General features: G+C 72.5%; 17 protein-coding genes. 8 read left to right on the top strand and 9 right to left on the bottom strand.

Annotated elements, in window-relative coordinates; all coding sequences use genetic code 11:
* Positions 1-217 precede the first annotated feature (217 nt).
* Positions 218-1,333 carry an FAD-dependent oxidoreductase gene (locus ABTY15_RS29320; protein ID WP_350601960.1) on the top strand — a complete coding sequence of 372 codons (1,116 nt, stop codon included), beginning with the start codon at positions 218-220 and terminating at the stop codon, positions 1,331-1,333.
* A 16-nt stretch (positions 1,334-1,349) separates the two neighbouring features.
* On the opposite strand, the gene ABTY15_RS29315 is transcribed toward ABTY15_RS29320, so the two are convergent.
* A complete protein-coding gene (locus ABTY15_RS29315; protein WP_350601958.1) occupies positions 1,350-1,694 on the bottom strand; it encodes a hypothetical protein in 345 nt (114 codons plus the stop codon).
* Between the two features lie 247 nt (positions 1,695-1,941).
* Here ABTY15_RS29315 and ABTY15_RS29310 point away from each other — a divergent pair, with 247 nt between their 5' ends.
* From ABTY15_RS29310 to rpmF, 5 genes are all read left to right on the top strand, one after another.
* The gene (locus tag ABTY15_RS29310; RefSeq protein WP_350601957.1) at positions 1,942-4,746 is read left to right on the top strand and encodes a M4 family metallopeptidase; all 2,805 of its coding nucleotides are present in this window, start codon (positions 1,942-1,944) and stop codon (positions 4,744-4,746) included.
* A 161-nt stretch (positions 4,747-4,907) separates the two neighbouring features.
* The gene (gene rpmB / locus ABTY15_RS29305; RefSeq protein ID WP_350601955.1) at positions 4,908-5,144 is read left to right on the top strand and encodes a 50S ribosomal protein L28; all 237 of its coding nucleotides are present in this window, start codon (positions 4,908-4,910) and stop codon (positions 5,142-5,144) included.
* Positions 5,144-5,449 carry a 30S ribosomal protein S14 gene (gene rpsN / locus ABTY15_RS29300; RefSeq protein ID WP_350601953.1) on the top strand — a complete coding sequence of 102 codons (306 nt, stop codon included), beginning with the start codon at positions 5,144-5,146 and terminating at the stop codon, positions 5,447-5,449. Before rpmB ends, rpsN begins: the two co-directional genes overlap by 1 nt.
* A complete protein-coding gene (locus ABTY15_RS29295; RefSeq protein WP_350601951.1) occupies positions 5,446-6,618 on the top strand; it encodes a CobW family GTP-binding protein in 1,173 nt (390 codons plus the stop codon). The genes rpsN and ABTY15_RS29295 overlap by 4 nt, the downstream gene beginning before the upstream one ends.
* Positions 6,619-6,662: 44 nt before the next feature.
* Positions 6,663-6,827, top strand: coding sequence for a 50S ribosomal protein L32 (gene rpmF, locus ABTY15_RS29290; protein ID WP_350601949.1), 165 nt, complete (start codon positions 6,663-6,665; stop codon positions 6,825-6,827).
* A gap of 49 nt (positions 6,828-6,876) precedes the next feature.
* Here rpmF and ABTY15_RS29285 read toward each other — a convergent pair whose 3' ends face one another.
* The 7 genes from ABTY15_RS29285 to ABTY15_RS29255 form a co-directional block, all read right to left on the bottom strand.
* Entirely contained in the window at positions 6,877-7,740 is an 864-nt protein-coding gene (locus tag ABTY15_RS29285; RefSeq protein WP_350601948.1) for a TIGR03943 family putative permease subunit, read from the bottom strand.
* On the bottom strand, positions 7,737-8,747 hold the full coding sequence (locus ABTY15_RS29280; RefSeq protein WP_502893620.1) for a permease: 1,011 nt from the start codon (positions 8,745-8,747) through the stop codon (positions 7,737-7,739). The genes ABTY15_RS29285 and ABTY15_RS29280 overlap by 4 nt, the downstream gene beginning before the upstream one ends.
* A gap of 170 nt (positions 8,748-8,917) precedes the next feature.
* Positions 8,918-11,395, bottom strand: coding sequence for a DUF3376 domain-containing protein (locus ABTY15_RS29275; RefSeq protein ID WP_350601946.1), 2,478 nt, complete (start codon positions 11,393-11,395; stop codon positions 8,918-8,920).
* Between the two features lie 160 nt (positions 11,396-11,555).
* Positions 11,556-14,219: a glycoside hydrolase family 31 protein gene (locus ABTY15_RS29270; protein ID WP_350601945.1), complete on the bottom strand. Its 2,664-nt coding sequence runs from the start codon at positions 14,217-14,219 to the stop codon at positions 11,556-11,558.
* Between the two features lie 76 nt (positions 14,220-14,295).
* Positions 14,296-15,168 carry a carbohydrate ABC transporter permease gene (locus ABTY15_RS29265; RefSeq protein ID WP_350601944.1) on the bottom strand — a complete coding sequence of 291 codons (873 nt, stop codon included), beginning with the start codon at positions 15,166-15,168 and terminating at the stop codon, positions 14,296-14,298.
* Positions 15,168-16,100: a carbohydrate ABC transporter permease gene (locus ABTY15_RS29260; protein WP_350601942.1), complete on the bottom strand. Its 933-nt coding sequence runs from the start codon at positions 16,098-16,100 to the stop codon at positions 15,168-15,170. The genes ABTY15_RS29265 and ABTY15_RS29260 overlap by 1 nt, the downstream gene beginning before the upstream one ends.
* A 302-nt stretch (positions 16,101-16,402) precedes the next feature.
* The gene (locus ABTY15_RS29255) at positions 16,403-17,671 is read right to left on the bottom strand and encodes an extracellular solute-binding protein (protein ID WP_350601941.1); all 1,269 of its coding nucleotides are present in this window, start codon (positions 17,669-17,671) and stop codon (positions 16,403-16,405) included.
* Positions 17,672-18,088: 417 nt separating this feature from the next.
* Here ABTY15_RS29255 and ABTY15_RS29250 point away from each other — a divergent pair, with 417 nt between their 5' ends.
* Positions 18,089-20,077 (top strand): ricin-type beta-trefoil lectin domain protein, encoded by a 1,989-nt coding sequence (locus tag ABTY15_RS29250; protein WP_350601940.1) that lies wholly within the window; start codon positions 18,089-18,091, stop codon positions 20,075-20,077.
* A gap of 53 nt (positions 20,078-20,130) precedes the next feature.
* Here ABTY15_RS29250 and ABTY15_RS29245 read toward each other — a convergent pair whose 3' ends face one another.
* The gene (locus ABTY15_RS29245) at positions 20,131-20,889 is read right to left on the bottom strand and encodes a DeoR/GlpR family DNA-binding transcription regulator (protein WP_350601938.1); all 759 of its coding nucleotides are present in this window, start codon (positions 20,887-20,889) and stop codon (positions 20,131-20,133) included.
* 75 nt (positions 20,890-20,964) lie between these two features.
* On the opposite strand from ABTY15_RS29245, the gene nagA reads away from it, so the two are divergent.
* Positions 20,965-22,140, top strand: a complete 1,176-nt coding sequence (gene nagA, locus ABTY15_RS29240) for an N-acetylglucosamine-6-phosphate deacetylase (RefSeq protein ID WP_350601937.1) — start codon at positions 20,965-20,967, stop codon at positions 22,138-22,140.
* The last annotated feature ends 5 nt before the right edge of the window (positions 22,141-22,145 follow it).

Here is a 22,145-nt window from a genome sequence, read left to right as displayed (position 1 = left end):
AGGGGGGACCCTGTGGGAGAGTAGGACGCCGCCGAACAATCATTCACAAAGAACCCCCGCCGGGGATACCGGCGGGGGTTCTTTGCATTTCCGGGGACGAGCGCGCGGACGACCGTGGCCAGTGCGGGGAATCGGCCCGTGGCGAAGGTGCGCTCCAGATAGGGTCCGAAGGTGGTCTGCAACTCCTTGTCGACCAAACCATGAATCGGGGGGACTCATGACCATCGCCGTCATCGGAGCCGGCCTGGGCGGCCTGACCCTGGCCCGCGTGCTGCACCTGCACGGCATCGACGCCGTCGTCTACGAACGTGAACCCTCGCGCGGCGCGCGCAGCCAGGGCGGCATGCTCGACCTGCACACCGGGACCGGCCAGCGGGCGCTTCGCGAGGCCGGCCTGATCGACGAATTCCACGCGATCGCCCGTCCCCAGGGCCAGGACCTGCGTCTGCTCGAACCGGACGGAACCCTGCTGTTGCAGGAGGACACGCCCGACGACGCCCCGCTGGACCGGCCCGAGGTCGACCGCGCCGACCTGCGCAACCTGCTGCTGGACTCGATCCCCGCACACGCGGTGCGCTGGGGGCACGCGTTCGAGTCCGCCGACCGCGGCCTCCTGCACTTCGCCGACGGCAGCGGGGCCACATTCGACCTCCTGGTCGGCGCCGACGGCGCGAACTCCCGCGTCCGCGCCCTGCTCACCGACGCCCGGCCGGCGCACACCGGCCAGAGCGTCGTCGAGCTCGCCATCCCCGACATCGACCTCACCCACCCCGACCTCGCCACCATGGTCGGACGCGGCAACTACTGGGTGCTCGGCAACGGACAGTCCCTGGCGGCGCAGCGGAACGGCGACGGCCGGGTACGCGTGTACCTCAGCTTCTACAACACCGCCGCCAACTGGTGTGCCACCAGCGGGATCCCGTTCGACGACCCGTCCGCCGCCCGTGCGCACCTGATCGACCTGTTCGCCGGCTGGGACTCGCGCTTCACCGCCCTGATCGCAGCCTGCGGGGACACGATCCTGCCCCGCTCGATCACCACCCTCCCGGTCGGCCTGACCTGGCCCTCGACCCCGGGCGTCACCCTCCTCGGCGACGCCGCCCACCTGATGCCCCCGGTGGGGCAGGGCGCCAACGCGGCGATGCTCGACGGCGCCCTGCTCGGCCTCTCGCTGGCCGCCCACGCGGACGACCTCCCTGCCGCCGTCGCGGAGTACGAACGCGAGATGTTCGCCCGCACTCATGCTGTCGCCCGACAGTCCGCGGACATCCAGGAGATGCTGGCGTCGCCGGACGCCGGTCAGAAGATGCTCGCATTCTTCCAACCCGCCTGAACGCGGCCGGCGGAGATCACCTCCGCCTGGCCGCCGGCTTGGGCGGGCGAAGGCGACGCCAGGCCTTCGCGGAAAGATCGGCCACCAGGGCCACCAGGGCCAGCAGGACGACGATGCCTCCTGCGGCGAAGTGGATCCAGGCGGCGACGGGCAGCCCCACCCACCAGAAGGCCGCACCGACCGTGCCGGTGGCCGCGAGGGCCAGGGTCAATACCGTGCCGTTCCGGTTCCCCGGCGCGGGACCGCTGCCCGTGTTCGCCTGCCGCTTCAGGCTGGCCACAATGATGCTCAGGTAGCCCGCTCCAGCCTCCAGGGTCAGCGTCACCAGTCCGACCAGGGCGTCCAAGATCCACAACGTCATGCCCGCATTCTGACCCGGCAGTGCACTGCACAGCAGTGTCGCAGCTCACCTGACCGGCCATCACATTCATGCTCACGCGGGCATGGCCCGGCCGATCCGGCGCCGCCGGGTGCCGTCGACCAACATATACAGTCCATCGACATATCTCGCTGGGTGGCCTACGGTGGTTCGTGTGGCGGACCGTCAGCCGATGGGGCTGACGTGCGTTCTGCGTCCGTCCGCATCCGTATTCCGTGAGAGGAGCCCAGTGCAGCAACGTTTCCGCCTGCCCAGGGTGTTCGGCGTCGGCGTCACCGCCGTGCTGAGCCTGGCCCTGGCCGCGCCGTCGGCTCAGGCCGGGCCGATTGGCGCCCCCGTGTCCGACCCCGCCGCCGACTCCGCCGCCGTCCCCGGGATGGTGGCCGGACAGGACACCGCTACCCCGCAGTTGGTCACCGGGTTGGCCGAGGCGGCGCCCGGCAGCCCCGCCGAGGCCGCCCGGGCGTACCTCGCCGGCCATCCGGACCGGTACGGCATCGACCCCGGGCAGCTGGCCGAGCTCGGCACCGCGAGCTCCGCCGACGGCCGGCGGACGGTCAGGTTCGAGCAGCGGTTCGGCGGCGTGCCGGTGCTCGGCGCGCAGTACCTGGTCCACCTGACCGGGGACGGCGCCGGGCAGCGGGTGGAGTCGGTCGGCGGCAAGTACTTCACCGGCCTCACCGCGCCGACCACCCCCACCGTGCCGGCCGAGGCGCTGCGGGCGCTGGCGATCGGCGACCTGCGGGACTCGCCGGCCCGGGCCGGGGCCACGGCCGAGGACCGGGGCCTGGTGATCCTGCCCGGCGGCACCGGCCGTCTGGCGCGGCACTTCACCGTGCGCGGCACCGACCCGGACGGCGGCGCCGGGCTGGTCCGCGAGGTGTACGTGGACGCGACGGTCGGCGCGGTCGCGCTCGCCTACGACGCCCGCGCCCCGTACGCCGTCACGAACACGGCCGCCGCCAACGGCGACGGCCGCACCGCCCCCCGCGCCGAGGCCGCCGGCCTCCAGCCCGCCACCGGGACCGCTCCGGACCTCTCCGGGCGCCCCGTCAAGGTCGACATCGCCCGCCTGCCGGACGGGAGTTACCAGTTCACCGACCTCACCCGCGCGGCCGGCATCACCACCGTCGACGCGGCCGGCCGGGACGTCGAGGACTTCCACGGCGGCATACCCGCCGACAGCCCGCCGGTGCACTCCGCGGGCCCGGACTTCCCGGCCTCCGCCGGGACCAGCGGCGCCACCAACGCGCACGTCAACGCCGCCACCGTGTACGACTTCTACCGCAACCGCCTCGGCCGGGACGGCCTGGACGGCAAGGGCGGGCCGATCACCTCCGTCGTCAACGTGACCAGCGACGGCAAGCCGTACCCGAACGCGTACTGGGACGGCACCAAGATGGTCTACGGCAGCGGGAACGACACCTACCGGCCGTTCGCCGTCGCGCTGGACATCGCCGGTCACGAGATGACCCACGGCGTCATCCAGCACACCGCCGACCTGGTCTACCTCGGCCAGTCCGGGGCGATGGACGAGGCGCTGGCCGACTACTTCGGCAACGCCATCGAGGTGACCGCGCGTGGCCTGTCGATGAACGACCCGGCCGCCGCGCTGCTCGGCGAGAGCCTGTGCCGCACCGGCACCCCGGAGGCCTGCGCGACCCGGCGGCTCGACGACCACCGCACCACCGTGGACGACTACCTCGGCGCGGGCACCGAGGTCGACGGCGGCGGGGTGCACCTCAACTCCACCATCTTCGGCGGCGCGCTGTGGGACATCCGACGCACCCTCGACCCGCTCACCGCCGACCGGCTGGTCTACCGTGCGCTCGCCGACTACCTCACCCCGACCGACGACTTCGTGGACGGCCGCAACGCGGTGCTCGCCGCCGGCCAGTCGATGGGGCTGACCAAGGCCCAACTCCGCACGGTGGCAGCCGCGTTCGACGGACACGGGATCCGGCCCGGCTGGCAGCGCCGGATCGGCGTGGACAGCCGCCAGCTGCTGCGGGACGCCGCGCCGCCGGTCGGTCCGTCCGCTGCCAAGGGGCGCTGGGTGATGGCCAGCACCGGGCAGGGCGGCAAGGGCGGCACGGCGGTGTACACCGGCTCCACCAGCAGCCCGGCGGGCGGTCCGGTCGGCAGCCCGGACGGACCGACCCGGGTCAGCCCCGCCGAGGACGCCCGCTGGACGGGCTCGGCCGCCACCGACGGCACGTCGGCCGCCTGGGTGGCCGTCGGCACGGACGCCCAGCAGGTGTGGGGGATGGAGGTGCTGGCCCGGCCGCTGGACGGCGGCCCGGTGCGCAGCGTCTACAAGACCGGCAACCAGAGCCTCGACACGCCCCAGGTGTCGGGTGGTGACGTCGCCTTCAAGGTGACCGACTTCGCCACCGGACGGTCCCGGATCCGGCTCTCCCGGGACGGCGCCCCGGTGGTGGAGCTCCCGCTGCCGGACGGCCACTCCCCGCTCGGCCTCACCCTCCGGGACGGCACCCTCGGCTGGACCGAGCACTGGAAGGATGACCAGGGCGGCGACGTCTACGCGCCCACCGTCTACTCGATCGCCCTCGGCAAGGTCACCGCGCAGTACCTGCCGCGGGCGGCGGCGGACGGGCGTCCGCCGGTCGCCGGCTCCGCCGTCCTCGCGGGCGGTCGCCTGCTCTGGGTGGAGACGCCCGCCGACCCGTCCCGGCGCAGCACGATCCGCTCCGGCGCGCTGGACGGCTCCGGCGTGACCGACCTGCTCTCCGGCGACGCACCGGAGGCGGTGCGGAACCCGGCCGTCACCGCCTCGGACCGGGCCGTCACCTACGCGTCCCAGACCGACCACCACACCACCGGCTGGACGAACGCCGCCCTCCCCAAGCTGTGGCAGCTCCCGCTCACCGGTGGCACCCCCGAGCGGCTCTCCTGCAACCGGGGCGGCCAGTACGGCGCCGCTGCCGACGAGGGCACCCGGGTGATCTGGCTCGACGCCACCACCGGCCACACCGACCTGGTCACCCGCAACCGCCCGGCCGCCCACTGCTGACCCGACCACGGGCCCCGAAGTCGCATAACTCCTCGCCCCGCCGAGCAGCAGCCCGGCGGGGCGAGGTGCTGCGAGGGGGAGGAGGTCGGCGGAGCCATGAGGAAATGAAATCCATTTTCATGTAGGGTGAGGCGCATCGACCCCGTCGGAACGGAGCTCCCATGTCCGCCCACTGCCAACTGACCGGCCGCAGGCCGGGCTTCGGCAACGCGATCTCGCACTCGCACCGCCGCACCCGCCGCCGCTTCGACCCCAATGTCCAGCACAAGCGCTACTGGCTGGTCGGCGAGGGCCGGTACGTCCGGCTGACGCTGAGCGCCAAGGGCATCCGCACCGTCGACGCGATCGGCGTCGAGGCCGCCGTCGCCCGGATCCGCGCCCGGGGGGAGAAGGTCTGATGGCCAAGCGGAGCAAGATCGCCAAGAACGAGCAGCGGCGCGCCGTCGTCGAGCGCCACGCCGAACGCCGCGCCGAGCTGAAGGGCGTCATCGCCCGGCCCGCCAGCACCCCCGAGGAACGCGCCGCCGCCCAGCGCGAACTGGCCCGCCAGCCCCGGGACGCCAGCGCCACCAGGATCCGCAACCGGGACGCCCTCGACGGGCGCCCGCGCGGCTACCAGCGCGCCTTCGGCCTCTCCCGGATCAACCTGCGCACCATGGCCCACGCCGGGCAGCTGCCGGGCGTGCGCAAGTCGAGCTGGTGAGCGCGGTGCCCGAACACGCCCGGCTCCCGGTGGTCGTGGTCGCCGGCCTGCACCGGGCCGAACGCCGCCGCGCCGTCCAGGAGTTGCTGAACGGCTGCATCGACGCGGTGGTCCTCCACCACGATCTGCGGGACGCCGGACGCGGCCTGGTCCACCGCGAACTGCGCGACGCCGAGGGGGTGTTGGACGTCGCCGAGGTGCCGCTGACCAACGACTGCCCGTGCTGCGCCCTGCGCGCGGACCTGCTGCCCGAGCTGGCCGGGATCGCCGAGGCCGGGCAACACGGCCTGGCCGTGGTCGAGTTGTGGGGCGGCAGCGACCCGCACCCGGTGGTCGAGGTGATCGCCGAGGGCGAGCTGGACGGCCGCCCGCTGGCCGGGCTGATCGAGCTCGCCGGGGTGGTCGTCGCCGTCGACCCGGACCGGCTGATCGGCGAACTCTCCGTACCCGACGAGCTCCTGGAGCACGGCGAGCACACCGCCCCGGACGACACCCGCACCCGCGCCGAGGCACTCGCCCACCAGGTCGAGTACGCCACCACCCTCGCGGTCGCCCGGGGCGGCGCCACCGGGCTGTCGATGCTGCGCCAGCTGCACCCGACGGCGCGACGGGTGCTGCTCGGCACCGGCGAGTTGCTGCGCGCGGCCCTCGGCGGCTTCGACGTGGCCGCCGCCCGCGACCGGGTCAACCCGGCGTTGGCGCTGCTGCCGCAGGAGCACGACGCGGCGGGCGTCGCCACCCTGGTGTGGGAGCGCCGCCGCCCGCTGCACCCGGAGCGACTGCACGAGGCGCTGGACCTGCTCGTCCCGGCCGCCCAGCGCAGCCGGGGCCGGTTCTGGCTGGCCAACCGGCCCGACCGGCTGCTCGCCTGGGACGCCGCCGGGGCCAACCTGGCCGTCGAGGAGTGCGGACCCTGGCTGGCCGCGCTGCCGGACGCCGCCTGGGAGCTCTACCCGCCCGCCCGCCGGGCCGCCGCCGCCCTGGACTGGCACCCGGCCCACGGCGACCGGGTCCAGCAACTGGTCTTCACCGCCGAGGGGTTGGACGCCCACGGGATCGTCGAACTGCTCGACTCCTGCCTGCTCACCGACGCCGAACTGACGGCCGGCGAGCGCGGCTGGAAGTCCTTCCCCGACGCCTTCGCGGACCTGCTCGAACCGGTCGCCTGACCGGCCACCCGACCACCCCCCGACCCATCGACAGGAGCCCCGACATGGCCGTCCCGAAGCGCAGGACCTCCCGGAGCAACACCCGTCACCGCCGCGCCCAGTGGAAGGCCGCCGCCCCGCAGCTCGCGCCGATCACCGTCGACGGCCGCGAACACCTCGTCCCGCGCCGACTGCTGAAGGCGTACGAACGGGGCCTGCTGACGCCGTGAGGCGCCGGCGCACCGCGCCCCCTCGGCGGCGGGAGGCGGCGGGCGGCGGTCAACCGTCCGAGGGCGGCACGTCCCGGTAGGGGGCGCGGGGCTGGGGGACGGCGTGCCGCTCGGCGACGTCGATCCGGGGCGCGGCGGTGGTGGACGTGCCCGGGGTGGGGTGCCAGACGCCGGTGAGGTCCACCCAGCTGTCGGTGGCCGGGGTCGGGCCGGTGGCGTGCACCAGGACGCGGAGCCGGCGGGCGTCCGCCGCACAGCAGCTGACGACCAGCCGGTTGAGGTACCACTCGCCGGGCTGCGCGCCGGCCGTGACGAAGCCGGTGAGCCGGACCGGGCGGCCCTCCAGGCTCTTCTGCGGGTCGTGGCTGCGGCCGATGAACTCGGTGAGCGACATCGGCGTGGGCAGCGACACCGAGGCCGGAGCGCCGGGCGTGGCCGGTGCGGGCTGCGCGGCCAGCTGGGTGTAGCCCGCCTGCTCGACCACGGCGTCCGTACCGTCCCGGTTCGCGCTGAACGAGCCGAGCGGGGGCGGAGTGAGGCAGAGCAGCAGGGCGGCGGGGACGGTCAGCAGCCACGCGACCCGGGGGCCGTGGTCATGATCGTGCCCGTGCCCGTGGTCACCGGCGGAATCGGTGTCATGGCCGGTCGGCCGGAGCCAGACGGCGTTGCCCTCGGCGTCGCGGCCGAAGCGCATCACCGGCTCCCGGCGCTTCTCGGTCAGCCGGCCCACCACGCCCGCGATCCCGAGCCCGACCAGGACGAGCCCGGAGGCGATCAGCGGAAGGCGCAGGCCCTCCTTGACGTACTGCAGGAACACGTCGCTCCCGACGGTGATCCGCAGCAGCGCCGCGCCCACCAGTGCGACGAGCAGGGACGGGGCGAGGCCGGCGAGGCCCCGGACAGTGGCCTTCACAGCAGCACGCCTCCGATCACGATGCTGGCCAGGACGGCGACCACGAAGGTCGCGGAGGAGAAGCGGACGGCGAACGCCCGCCCGAAGGCGCCCGACTGGAGGGCGACGAGCTTGAGGTCGACCATCGGGCCGACGACCATGAAGGCGAGCCGGGCGGTGGGCGAGAACCCGCTGAGCGAGGCGGCGACGAAGGCGTCGGCCTCGGAGCAGACGGCGAGGATCACGGCGAGGAAGGCCAGCACCGGCACGCCGAGCCAGGGCTGGTCGGTGAAGGTCCGCAGCACCGACGGCGGGACGAGCACGTTGAAGGTGGCGGCGGCCGCCGCGCCGACCACCAGGAAGCCGCCGGCTTGCAGGAAGTCGTGCTGGAGTCCGCGCCGGAACTCCTCCAGCGGGTTGCGCGCCCCCTCGCCGTGGCCGGCCGGGCCCTTCGGCAGCCGCAGCCACTCGGGTCGGCCGAACGCCACCCAGAGCCAGCCCATCACGACCGCCGTGAGCAGCGAGGCCACCAGCCGGCCCAGCACCATCTCGGGCATGCCGGGGAAGGCGATCGCGGTGGCGACCAGCACCACCGGGTTGACGGCCGGCGCGGAGAGCAGGAAGGCCAGCGCGGCGGCCGGGGCCACCCCACGCCGCATCAGGCTGCCGGCCACCGGCACGGAGGCGCACTCGCAGCCCGGCAGGACGGCCCCGGCCACCCCGGCCACCGGCACGGCCAGCGCCGGGTTCCGTGGTAGCACCCGGGTGAAGACCCGTTCCGGGACGAACGCCCCGATCGCCGCCGAGACCACGGTGCCCAGCACCAGGAACGGCACGCCCTGCACCACGATGGCGACCATGACCGTCCGCCAGGTCTGCACACCGCCCGCGTCCCACACCCGTACCAGGGCGGCCGCCGCCACGGCGCCCGCCAGTACCCCGAACAGCAGCGCGGGCCTCCAGCGGGGCGGGGTTTCCGCCGGTGCTGCCGGGAGGTGCCGGGCGCTGCCGAGACTCGTCTCCACCAAGGTGACCGCCCCTCAGCCCACTCGTCGCCGATCCGCGACGAGACCTGTCTGCTCACCGTCATGCGGGAGCGGGGACAGAGTAGCGTTGATAATCATCTTCATCTAGGCCTTCCCTTGCCGTCACCCGATCGCTAACCTGCGGCAGGGAGCAGGAATTGCGCGCCGCCCGGCTACAGCAGCAGCGGGAGGGCGATCGCGAGGGCGATGCCCGCGCCCAGCAGGACGCAGAGCAGGAGGAGGCCGACGGCCAGCCGCTTCACCCCGGCGAGGTCGGCCCGGAAGGCCCTTCGCAGGTCCGTGAGCAGCGGTTTGGTGTGGATCTGCCCGCGGGTGCGGCGCAGCAGGTGGCGCAGCAACCGCTGCCAGAGCCGGCCGGGCCAGTACTGCTCGTCCAGGGCGGCCCGGGCGGTCGGGTTGATCCGTTGCAGCAGACGCTGGGTGGCGCTCTGCTGCCCGCTCGGCGGGGGCTGACTGAGCACCAGGCGCAACGCGGACTCGGTGGCCTTGCGCAACGAGGCCGCCCCGGCGGGCGTCGCGATGTACGCGCCGAGGACGGTGGAGTCGTCCTCCAGGAGCTGGTCGAGGTTGGCCTGCATCCGGTCGGCGCCGATCTCCTCGGCGAGGATCGCGGTGTGCAACTCCTTCTCCCAGCGGTTGCGCTCGGTGGAGGAGTGCTCGACCAGGACGCGCAGCAGGTGGTGCGCCGCGTCCAGCCGGCCCCAGGTGAAGTCGGAGGCCCGCCAGTCCTGGTTGACGAACGCGCCGAAGTGGTTCAGCCGGATCCCGTACAGCTTGCGGGCGCCGATGTCCGCGTACTGGTCCTTCCAGTACAGCGGGCCGACGTCGTCGGGGCCCAGCCGAAGGAAGCGGAAGCGCGGGGTGAGCGGCTCGACGATCCGGGAGACGGGGCTGAAGGCGTCCGTGAGCACCTCGACGGCGAGGCAGCAGGAGACCACGTGGTCCCTGGTCTCCCAGCGGTTGTCGTCGATGATCCGCAGGGCCTCGACGTAGGCGTCGGCGGCCGCCGCGACGGCCGCTCCGAGCGTCTTCGGGAGGTTCATGTCCCGGAAGACCCGGCAGACCTCGTCGGCGATGCCGACGTCGGAGTCCTGGGCGCGCGGGAGTTCGCAGAGGTCGGCCCGGACGGCCTCCATGACGGCGAGGGTGGTCCGCAGCTGACGGCTGATCCGGCCCACCATGGGGGCGAGTCGGTCCTGCAACTGCGGGCAGGAGCGGACCCGGTCGTGCAGGGCGACCATCAGGAGCCGGATGACCCGTTCGGCCGGGCTGATGCCCCAGCGCCAGTCGTCGTGGAAGGGCGTCTCGATCGCGTCCACGCCCTCGCTCCGGGCGGGCGGGAGCCAGCTGGTGCACCGGTCCAGGATCCGCTCCGGGGCCGCCTCGGGGAGCGAGACCAGCGAGGTGGCCCGCTGGGAGCTCGCCATGGTCTGCCGGGCGTCCCAGACCACGGCCGCGGCCCGGCCCCGGCGGTACTCGTCCATGAGCGCCGCGGCCTGCGGCAGCAGCTCCGCGGCGAGGTCCCGATCGGTGCTCAACCGCGTGAAGAGCCGGTCCTGGACGTCGCCGACGCTGGTGCGCAGCCGGCTGGAGAGGTCCTCCGCGCTGGAGCGCAGGTTGCCCTCGCGGGGGTAGACCATGGCGTGCGAGGCGGCGTCCGTCCAGGAGATCCGGTGGCAGGCGGTGAGGCCGATCTTCTCCTGCGGCACCAGCCCGCCGGAGGGCACGACGTACACCAGGATGCGTTCCACCTGCCCGTCCATGTGCCGGGCGCTGATGGCGTCGAGCACCGGGCGGAACGGCTCGTTGTTGAGCACCCCGCCGTCCATCACGCAGCTGTTGGGGATGCCCTTCGGCTGCTCCCGGTACTCGCGCATCGGGAACTCGTGGACGGGGGAGAAGGCGACCGGGAAGCCGGCGGTGGCCCGGGCGGCCTGCACCAGGGCGGAGTCCCGGCGGCCGATCTCACCGGCGAAGTCGGTCCGCGGGCGGTCCTCGACCGCCCAGCGGCCGCCGGCCTGGCGCCGGTAGGTGAGCGACTGCGGGTCGTGCTGGAAGCGGTAGATCCGGCGGTGGTCGCGGACCTCGAACTCGCCGCCGTAGCCGTCGGCGTAGGTCTGCGGCCGGCCGTCCAGCGCGGTCGCGGTGAGGAAGAGGGTGACCGGCTCGGCCTGGCCGGAGTCCTGGCCCATCTCCTTGACCACCTTGGCGAGGTTCTCCTCGATCACCTCGCCGCGCAGCAGGCTGCCGGAGGCGTCGGTGGCCAGCAGGTTGTCCAGTTCGGCGACGTCGCGCCAGGTGGAGCGGAGGTCGGGCTGGCCGGCGCCGCGGCCGATCGCGGCGGCCAGCAGCATGCCGTTGAGGCCGCCGGCCGAGGTCCCGGCGATGACGTCGATCAGGACCCGCTTGTTCTTCTCGGTGGCGATCTGCTGCCAGAGCCGGAAGGAGGGCCGGTCCTGCTCGGCGACGGTCTCCGCCGGGTCGCCGCGGGAGGCCCGCCGCAGCAGGTCGAGTTCGTGGGTGACGCCGCCCATCCAGACCGCGAGGCTGATCCCGCCGTTCAGGACGAGCGCGAGGCGGACCTCTTCGGGTGTGCCGACCGTGTCCGTGTCCCTGCCTGTGTCTGCCATGGCGGACAGGATAGGGACCATCTGTCAACGAACCACCGGCTCGACGCCCCGGTTCGACCGGATCGGGTGAGGGATTGCTCCGGACGCCGCGACCGGCGACGTCCGGCTCCCGCAGTGCAGTCCGGCTCCCCCCGGAGCAGGGGGAGCCGGACGCGGTGGGTCAGTGACCGCCGCGGATCAGGTTGACCGTGAAGCCGTGGTCGGTGCCGACGGCCGGTGTGCGGACCTGGGTGACCCCGGTCGCGGCGTCGAAGTACCAGCCCTGGCCCGCCGAGTCGAGCGCGGCGGCCGAGTCCAGCCGGGGCAGCGGGCCGCCCTCGGTGACGACCGTTCGCGGTGCGCCCTGGCCGTGCACGCTGAACCGGTACGACCGCTCGGCCGGCTTGCCGGTGTACGTGCCCTCGCTCGCGCCGACCTGGACGACGGTCACCGCGCGGTTGCTGTGCACGTCGACCTGCTGGGTGGCCGAGGCGCCCTGGGCGTACTGCCGGGTGACGCCGTCGTCCTCGTACAGGGTGTAGGAGGAGTGGCCCGGCTGCGGGTAGAGGTCGTAGTCGAGCTCGGCGCGGTTGCGGTTCTCCCAGGAGAGCGTGCCCTGCGGCCACATCGGCACGATCGCGCCGCCCTTGACGAACAGCGGCAGGGTGTCGAGCGGGGCGGAGTAGCCGTTGATCGTGGTCGGGCCCTGGTAGGTGCGCCCGGTCCAGTAGTCGGTCCAGGTGCCCTCGGGCAGGTAGATGCCGTCGCGCACCGAGGTGTCCGCGTAGACCGGCGCGACCAGGAAGTCCGGCCCGGCCAGGAACTCGTACCTGGCGTTCGGACCGAGCGCCGCCGGGTCGTTCGGGTACTCCAGGGCGAGCGGGCGGACGGCGCCGATGCCGCTCGTGGTGGCCTCGTGCGACAGGGTGTACATGTACGGCAGCAGCCGCTCCTTGAGCTGGAGGTACTTGCGGTTGATCGAGGTGTACGGCTCGCCGTCCAGCCAGGGCTGCTGGTCGCGCTGCTGCTTGCCGGTCATGTCCTTGGCCCAGCCGTCCATGGTCATGATGGCGGGCAGGAAGGCCTTCCACTGGAGGTCGCGGGTGTACATCTTCGGGTCGCGGCGGAAGATCGAGCCGACGTCGCCGGTGTCGTACGCGATGCCGGACATGGTCGCGCCGGCGTAGGTGGGGATCTGCCAGCGGATGTAGTCCCAGGACAGGCTCTGGTCGCCGCTCCAGAGCACGCCGCAGCGCTGGGCGCCGGCCCAGGAGACGGGCAGCCAGACGAAGCCGCGGGCGTCGCTGTTGTCCTCGATCCCGGCCTTGGCCTGGTCGCAGGCGTTCAGCGCGAAGTCGTAGCCGTTGCCGACCCAGGCCACGTCGAGCTTGCGCACCCGGACCCCGGCCTTGACCTCCTCGGCCTGGTTGGGCAGGCCGTTCTGGGTCCAGAGCCCGAGCTGGGCGTGGTCCTTGCGCAGGCCGCTGCCGGTGGCGGGGAGGTTCTCGTAGCCGCAGCCGTAGCCGTCGTTGACCAGCATCCAGCCGAGCGGCATCTGGTTCTGGACGTAGCCGTCGGCGATCTTCACCGCGTCGGTGGTGTGCCGTTCGCCGCGGTTGGCGTTGTGCAGGTAGCAGTCGGAGTCGCCGGGCTCCAGGCCGTAGACGGGCGGCATGAAGGGCTTGCCGACGAGCGCGGTGTACTGGCCGATCACCGACTTGACGTCACCGGTGAAGAAGTAGGCGTCGAGGCGGCGTTCCTGCTGCCCGGTGCGCACCGGCGAGCCGAAGCTGTAGATCCCGGGGGCGAAGGTGTTGCGGAAGACCCCGTAGCCGGCGCTGGAGACGTAGAACGGCTGGGAGTTGTTCCAGCCGCCCTCGTTCCAGTCGAAGCTGTTGGCGACGTGGATGGTCCGGTCGCGGTGGGAGAACGAGCCGTTCTGCTCGCCGCCGCCGAAGAACTGCTCGTCGGCGCCGCGCACCAGGCTCTGCCGCAGGCCGCTGGTGCTCCAGCGCAGCGGGGCGTCCTCCTGCCAGATCGGGGTGCGGTCGTCGGCCCGGTAGAGGCCGAACCGCAGGGGGTGCTTGTAGACCCGCAGCACCTGGTCCTCGGAGCGGATGCCGTAGTACTCCCCGGCGTCGAAGGAGCTGGTGTCGCGCCGGAGTTCGGGCTGCTTGCGGATGATGGTGGCGCCCGCCGGGTCGGTCAGCACGCCGTCCGGGGCGGCACGCAGCCGCAGCTGGTGGTCGGCGAGGAAGTCGACCTTGGCCTTGAGCTGCCCGGCGGCGATGTCGTAGCTGCCGTCGGAGCCGGTGAAGGCGGTGAGGTCGCCGGCGTCGGCGGTCTGCGGCAGGTAGGCCCGGCCGGTGAAGGAGTTGTCGTGGACGTCGTACGGGACGACCAGCACGTGGTAGGTGCCGGAGGCCTGCGGGATGACGGTGGCCTCGGGGTCGGCGGTGCCCGCGCTGGAGGCGACCTGCTTGCCGTTGGCGTCGTAGACGTAGAGGTCGAAGTCGTCGGTGGGGTTCTGCCACTGGATGGAGAGCGGGACGCCGCCCTCGGGGTTGTCGTCCCAGTACCCGGCGGGGACGTTGACGGTCAGGTCGAAGCGGTCGCAGACCGCGCCGCCCGGGTCCTGCGCGGCGGGTGGGCAGGACTCCGGGCCGCCCTGGGTGCCCTTGGCGTAGCGGGGGCTCTGCCAGGTGGCGCTCTGGTGGTCGGCGTCGAGGACGGCGCTGCCGGGGGTGGCGGCCTGGGCCGGCACCACCGGCCCGGCCAGCGCGGCGACGCTGACCAGGGTGGCGGCGAGGGCGGCCGGGCGGAGCCGGGGGCGGGGTAAGCGCATGGTGGGTCTCCCGTCGAGTGGGCAGGGAACGGACACGTACTGCGCGGTACTGTGCGGAACTGCGGTGAAGGCGGCGCTACTTGACCGATCCGGCGGTCAGTCCGGAGACCACCTGGCGCTCGATCAGGGCGAACAGCACCACCACCGGGACGATGGCGACCACCGATCCGGCGAACAGGTAGTTCCACTGCACGGTGTAGTTGCCGATGAAGCTGTTGATGCCGACGGTCAGCGGCTGGTTCTCCGGGACGGTCGACAGGGTCAGGCCCATCACGAACTCGTTCCAGGCCGAGATGAAGGTGAAGATCAGCGCGGTGACCACGCCGGGCATGGCCAGCGGCAGCACCACCCGGCGCAGCGAGCCGAGCCGGCCGAGCCCGTCGATCATGGCGGCCTCCTCCAGCTCCACCGGGATGGAGCCGATGTAGGCGGTGAGGATCCAGATCGCGAAGGCCAGGTTGAAGGCGGCGTTGCAGAGGATCAGCGTCCAGACCGAGTTGAGCATGTCCAGCTGGTAGAACTCGCGGTAGAGGCCCACCAGCAGCGAGGTGGGCTGGAACATCTGGGTGACCAGGACGAGCAGCAGGAAGAGCCTGCGGCCGCGGTACCTGACCCGGGCGGTGTAGTACGCGGCGGGCAGCGCGACCAGCAGCGCCAGCAGCGTGGAGCCGCCGGCCACCAGCAGGGTGACCTTGAGGTTCCCGCCGAGGGTCGACTCGCGCCAGACGTCGACGAAGTTGGACCAGGCGAAGTGCGTGGGCAGGTAGGTGGCGTCGCGCAGTTCGTCGGCCGGGCGCAGCGCGGTGACGACCATCTCCAGGTACGGCAGCAGGAAGACCGCGGCGAGCAGCCAGGCCACCGAGGCGATGACCAGGGTGCGGGGCCGGATCGGGCGCCGGACGGGGCGCTTGGCGCTACGGGCGGCGGGGGTCTCGACGGTCGGGGTCATCAGCTCTCCTCCCCGTTCCAGCGGCTGACCTTGAGGAAGACCAGGACCAGCAGGACGACCAGCGCGAAGTTGACCACGGACATGGCCGCGGACTCCCCGATGTCGGTGCTCTTCAGCTGGTACATGAAGACGGTGGTGGTGGCGGTGTCGCTGCCCGGGCCGCCCTGGGTCATGCCCCAGATCACCGGGAAGGAGTTGAAGACGTTGATCAGGTTGATCACCACGCCGACCAGGAAGGCCGGGCGCAGCAGCGGCAGGGTGATCCGCAGGTAGGTCTGCGCGGGGGAGGCGCCGTCGACCCGGGCCGCCTCGTACACCTCGCCGGGGACGGTCTGCAGCCCGGCGAGCAGGGTGTAGGTGGTGAACGGCAGGGAGACGAAGACGGCGACGAAGACCATCCAGGGCCAGGCGGTGGCCGGGTCGCCGAGCCAGTCCTGCGGGCCGTCGATCAGGCCGAGGTCGGTCATGACGGTGTTGAGCACGCCGGCGGTCTGGTTGAGCATCCACTTGAAGCCGATGGCGGTCATCAGCACGGACGCCGCCCAGGGGGCGATCAGCGCCCAGCGAGTGAACCGCCGCCCCGGGAACTGCTGGTTGAACAGCTGGGCCAGGCCGAGCGACAGCAGCATGGTCAGGCCGACCACGGCGAGGGTCCACAGCGCGGTGGAGAGCAGGACCTGGCCCAGACCGGCCTCGCCGAACAGCTTGCGGTACTTGTCCAGTCCGGCGGAGCCGCGGACGAAACCGCTGGTGCTGATCCGCAGGAACGAGGTGTGGACCATCTCGTAGACGGGCCACAGGACCACGCACAGGATCAGCAGGACGGCCGGGGCGATCCACGGCAGCGGTCCGAGCGTGCGCGCTCGGCGCGGCCTCGCCGGGGCGCCCCGGCGAGGCCGGGCGTCCGCGGGGGCGCGGGTGGTGAGGGTCAACGGAGGAGCCTTTCGAGCGGGGTGCGGTGTCGCTTGGGGTCTGTCTTCGAACTCCCGTCGTCCGCCCGGAGGGCGGGCCGGGCGGCGTTGGGGTGCGTGCATCGCAAGGCGGAGGAGGGAGCCACTGCGGAGCATTGGCGACCGACGACAACGCGGCGAGGCGCGTGCCCCGGCGTCGCCCAGCAGGCGGGAGTTCGAAGACAGACCCCGGGTGCGGCCGGCGACGGGCGGGGCCCCCGGCGCCGATGGGGGGCGGCGCCGGGGAGCACGGACTGCTGGGCTGTGCCTTCGTGTTGTCGCGCCTACTTGTTGGCGACCGCGTCCTGGGCCTTCTTCTGCAGGTCGCCGAGGACCTTGGCCGGGTCGCCGGCCACGGCGGTGCCGACGGTCTTCTTGAGCTCGGCGGAGACCGCGTCCCAACTGGTGTCGCCGAGCGGGTAGAAGGAGGCGTGCGGCAGGAGGGCGAAGAACGGTTCCAGGTCCTTGTGCTTGCCGCTCGCGGTCATCTCCTTGAGGGTGTCCTGGGTGACCGGCATCAGGTTGTAGGTCTCGTCGAACTTCAGCGTGTTGTCCTTGGAGTACGCGAAGTCGAGGAACTTCTTGATCTGGTCGCGGTGGCCGTTCTTCTTGAAGGCCATCGTCCAGTCGGCGACCCCGAGGGTGGACTTCAGCGGGCCGGTCTTGCCGGGGATCGGCGCGACCGCGTAGTCGACCTTGCCGTCCTTGGACATCTGGATCAGCGAGGGGTGGCCGTTGAGCATCGCGGCCTTGCCCGCGGCGAAGTCGGCGAAGGCGGTCTTGCGGTCGGTGGTGGCCGGGTTGGCGTAGGTCAGGCCGGGGTCGACCAGGTTGGACTTCAGCCAGCCGAAGGTGTCGATGTTGGCCTGGCTGTTGATGGAGTACTTGCCGCCCTTGTCGACCGGGCCGCCGCCGTTGCCGAGCTCCCACATCATGCTCTCGCCCTGGGCCTCCTCCGGGCCCAGCGGCAGGGCGTACGGGGTGACCCCGGGCACCTTGGCCTTGATCAGCTCGGCGTCCTTGCGGACCTCGTCCCAGGTGGCGGGCGGCTGGGCGATGCCGGCCTGCTGGAAGAGCGCCTTGTTGTAGAAGAACGCGCGGGCGGAGGAGACGAACGGGATGCCGTACTGCACGCCGTTGACCTGGCCGGCCTCGGCGAAGCTGTCGATCAGGTTGGCCCGGGTGCCGGTGGACAGCACGTCCTCGGCCTTGTAGAGCAGGTCGTCGGCGACCTTGTCGGCGTAGCCGCCGGTCTGGAGCACGTCCGGGACGTTGCCGCTCTGGATCATCGTCTTGACCTGCTTGTCGATGTCGTTCCAGTTCACCACCTGGACGTCGACCTTGATCTCGGGGTTGGCCGCCGTGAACGCGGCGGTGAGCCCGTTCCAGTAGGCCTTCGAGCTGTTGGACTCCTTGTCGCCGTAGTCGGCGGCCACCAGCTTGAGCGTCACGCTCCCGTCCGAGGCGGTTCCGCCGCCACTGCTCCCGCACGCCGTGAGCGCGAGCGCGCCGACCACACACATCGCCGGGAGGGCAAGCACACGTCTGTCCACCGCAGTTACCGCCTTCGTGCCTTCGGACCCGCCCTGATCGGGTCCGTTCCTGGATTTCCGAGCGCGCGCAGGGCTTCGGGGTGACCGTCGAGCGAGCGGCCCCGTGGGGTGACCGCTCTCAGGTGCGATCTGCTCAGGCCTGCTTGAAGATCGGCATTTTTGAGCAGATCCGAAAGTTCCTGCCGTGCCGCGAAGTATTCACGAGCCGGGCCTGCCGGTCCAGGCGCCGTTACCGGACCGTTGCGCTTCGACTGCGCGTTCTGCTGCGCCTGTGTGCGCACTTCTGTTGACCAGCGCGCAATTTTGAGCAGATTATGTCAGCGCTCGTCCGCGCCCCGGCCGCACGGGACACCCTGCGCAGCACACCGGGCCGCGTCGACCGGCGACCACCCTCATGCCATCGAAGGAGCAACCCCCGTGGCACACCGAACCCTCCGCAGACCCCTGCTCGCCGCGCTCGGCGCGGCCCTGATCCCCGGCGCCTGCCTCCTCGGCACCACGCCGGCCGCCGCCAACGACGGCGTCGCCGGCCCCGCCGCCAACTACTCCACCGCGGCCACGCCGGCCACCCCGCTCGCCGCGCTGCCCCCCATGGGCTTCAACAACTGGTCCCGCGCGACCTGCCGCCCGCAGGCGCCGCTCGACGGCTCGGACCGGCTCGGCTACTCCTTCCAGCAGTACATGGAGGACAACGCCAAGGGCCTGTCCGACGCCGGGCTGATCGCCGCCGGGTACAGGACGATCACCGTCGACGACTGCTGGATGTACCGCAACAGCTCCGGGTACCTGCACGGCGCCCTGAACTGGGGCGGCGCCACCGACGTCCGCGACGCCACCAAGCAGCCCGGCTTCGACTCCGAGCTGACCGCCTACGGCGACTACCTGCACGGCCTGGGCGCCAGGTTCGGGATCTACGAGACCTCCGGCACCCATACCTGTAGCACCGCCACCCCCACCGCGCCCAACCTGCCCAACGGCAGCGAGTACCACGAGCAGGCGGACGCCGACTCCTTCGTCGCCTGGGGCGTCGACGAGCTCAAGTACGACAACTGCGGCCGCGAGGAGGACCCCCGCACCCTGGACGCCCGGATGTCGGGCGCCCTGCGGACCTCCGTCGACAACGCCGCCGCCGGCGGGAACGCGACGCCGAACGTGACGTTCAACATCTCCGCCCCGGCCGGCTGGGGCAACGGCTCCACCAAGTTCGCCTCGATGAACTGGGTCCGGGACCTCGGCCAGCTGTGGCGGGTCGGCCCGGACATCTGGAACTACGGCGACGGCAGGAACCCGTGGAACCAGCCGCTGTCCGGCTACAACTTCGGCGCCTACCAGAGCTTCGACAACACCCTCGAACTCAGCCGCTACCAGGGCCCGGGCAACTGGAACGACGCCGACATGCTGCTGATCGGCGACAACGGCATGAGCACCGCCGAGGAGCGCAGCCAGATGGCGCTGTTCTCCGCGCTGGCCGCCCCGCTGGTGATCTCCACCGACGCCCGCAAGTTCGAGCCCGCGTACCTCGCCGCCCACCCCGCCGAGGCCCCGCACCTGAAGGACTCCATCGCCATCCTCGGAAACGCCGAGGTCATCGCGGTGGACCAGGACCCGCTCGGCGCCGGCGGTTACCGGGTCGTCGGCGGCGGCGCCAACGCCGACGGGACCCCGGCCGCGACCAGCGGGGTCGACGTCGTCGTCAAGCCGCTGGCCGACGGCGGCCGGGCCGTCGTGGTGCTCAACAAGGGCGGCTCCAGCACCGGTTACACGCTCTCGCTGGCCGCCCTCGGCTTCGGCGGCACCGGCTGCGGCTACGACGTGCGCGACCTCTGGGCGCACAGCAGCAGCACGTCCACCGGCACCGTGCCGCTCACCGTCGGCGCGCACGACAACGCCATGCTGCGGATCACCCCGCAGGGCGGCTGCGGCACCGTCAGCCCGCGCGGGCAGATCACCGCCTCCCGGGACACCTGGGGCAAGGCCTCGCTCTGCCTGGACAACTACCGCTCCGGGACGGGCCTCAACAACCCCGTCGACCTGTGGCCCTGCTCCGGCACCTCCAACCAGCAGTGGCAGCGCAACGCCGACGGCACCGTCCAGCTGTTGCAGACCGGCACCGCGAACCTCTGCCTGACCGCGCAGAGCGGCACCTCCACCGGGGTGGTCAACGGCAAGTCCGGCCAGTGGGTCGGCGTCGCGCCCTGCGGCTCCGCACCCGGTTACCAGACCTGGACGTACAACCGGGACGGCAACCTGAAGCTCGCCGGCACCACCAAGTGCCTCGACGTGTACAACGGCGCGACCACCACCAACGGGCAGCCGGTCGACCTGTACAGCTGCGGGGCCGCGCCCGGCGGCGTGCAGACCAACCAGACCTGGGCCGCGCCCTTCGCGGCGCCGCCGGGGGTCTGACGCCCCACCGGGCGACAGCGGGCCAGGCCCGCCCGGTCGGCGGACCGGGCGGGTCAGGCCTTCAGCACCCGGACGTCGCAGTCGGCGATCGCCCGCTCCTGCTCGGCGGTGACCTCGGTGTCGGTCACCAGGTCGTGGACCTCGGCGAGCGGGCAGATCTTCGCGAAGGTGACCCGGCCGATCTTGGTGCTGTCGGCCAGGACGACCGAGCGGGCGGCGCTGCGCAGGAACGCGCGGTCGGTCTGCGCCTCCATCTCGTCGTGGGTGGTGCAGCCCTCCTGCGCGGTCAGGCCGTCCACCCCGATGAACGCGATGTCCAGGTGGTACTGGGCGAGCATCCGCTCGGCGGCCGGGCCCACCAGCTCGTAGCTCGTGGTCCGGGCGATGCCGCCGACCACCACCAGGCGCACGTCCGGCCGGACGATCAGGTCGGCCGCGATGTTCACGGCGTTGGTCACGATGGTGATCCCGCCGCGCTCGGCGAGCACCCGCGCCAGCTCGCTGGTCGTGGTCCCGCCGGTCAGCCCCACCACCGCGCCGTCCGGCACCAGCCCGTCGGCCGCGGCGGCGATCCGGCGCTTCTCCGCCTGGCGCTGCCCGTGCTTGTGCCGCAGCGGCAGTTCGAGGTTGACGGCGCCGGTGACGGCGCCGCCGCGGGTGCGGTGCAGCAGGCCCTGGTCGTGGAGCTCCTGGAGGTCGCGGCGGACGGTCGCCGGCGACACCTGGAGGAGCTCGGCCAGCTCGTGCACATCGGCGCTGCCCTCCTGGGTGATGTGCGCGAGGATCCTGGCGGTACGGTCAGCTTTGAGCATGCTGAAAGTCTAGTCCGCCCGGGCTCCGCCGATTCCGAGCAGAACCGATCATCCCTTTCTCCCGGAGGTGACCGCATGAGCACTGCGGACCGTACTGCCCTGGCCGGCGCCCGGCTGGTCCTGCCCGACGGCGTCGTCGACGACGGCCGGATCGTCCTTGCGGGCGGCCGGATCGACGGCTTCGGCGGGGAGGCCGAGCCCGGCGACCTCGATCTGGCCGGGTACACCGTCGTCCCCGGCTTCGTCGACCTGCACGTGCACGGCGGCGGCGGCGCCTCGTACGCCTCCGGCAACGCCGAGGAGGCCCTGCTCGCCGCCCGCACCCACCTCGAACACGGCACCACCACCACCGTCGCCTCCACCGTCACCGGCGAGATAGACGAGGTCGCCCGCCAGGCCGCCGTCCTCGCCGAACTCGTCGAGGACGGCGTGCTGGCCGGCATCCACTTCGAGGGCCCGTTCATCTCCCACAACCGCTGCGGCGCCCACCGCCCCGACCTGCTGCGCTACCCCGACCCGGCCCTGGTGCGCAAGCTCGTCGACGCCGCCCGCGGCCACGCCAGGATGGTCACCCTCGCCCCCGAACTCCCCGGCGGCCTCGACTCGGTGCGGATGCTCGCCGACCTCGGCGTGATCGCGGCCGTCGGCCACACCGACGCCGACTACGCCACCACGCTGGCCGCGATCGAGGCCGGGGCGACGGTGGCCACCCACCTGTTCAACGGCATGCCCGGCATCGCCCACCGCGCCCCCGGCCCGATCGTGGCGCTGCTGGAGGACGAGCGGGTCGTGGTCGAGCTGATCAACGACGGCGTCCACCTGCACCCCTCCGTGCTGGACCTCGTCTACCGCACCGCGGGCGCGGCCCGGGTCGCGCTGATCACCGACGCCATGGGCGCCGCCGGCATGGGCGACGGCCTCTACCCGCTCGGCCCGCTCCAGGTCGAGGTCAAGGACGGCATCGCGATGCTCACCGACGGCAGCTCCATCGCCGGATCCACCCTCACCCTCGACCGCGCCTTCCAACGCGCCGTCACGATCGGCGGGTTGACGCTGCCCGAGGCCGTCCGGTCGCTCTCCACCACCCCGGCCCGGCTGCTCGGCCTCGACGGCACCACCGGCTCCCTGGCGACCGGCAAGCACGCCGACCTGGTCGTGGTCGACTCGGCGAGCTACCGGCTGGTCGCCGTCATGCGCCGCGGCCGGTGGGCCGTCGGCGGCGAGGGATTCGACGTGGTGAGACCCGCCTGACGTGA

This window comes from Kitasatospora sp. NPDC097643 (assembly GCF_040302625.1).
In the GTDB taxonomy this organism is placed as follows: domain Bacteria; phylum Actinomycetota; class Actinomycetes; order Streptomycetales; family Streptomycetaceae; genus Kitasatospora.
This window is presented reverse-complemented; position numbering and strand designations above follow the sequence as displayed.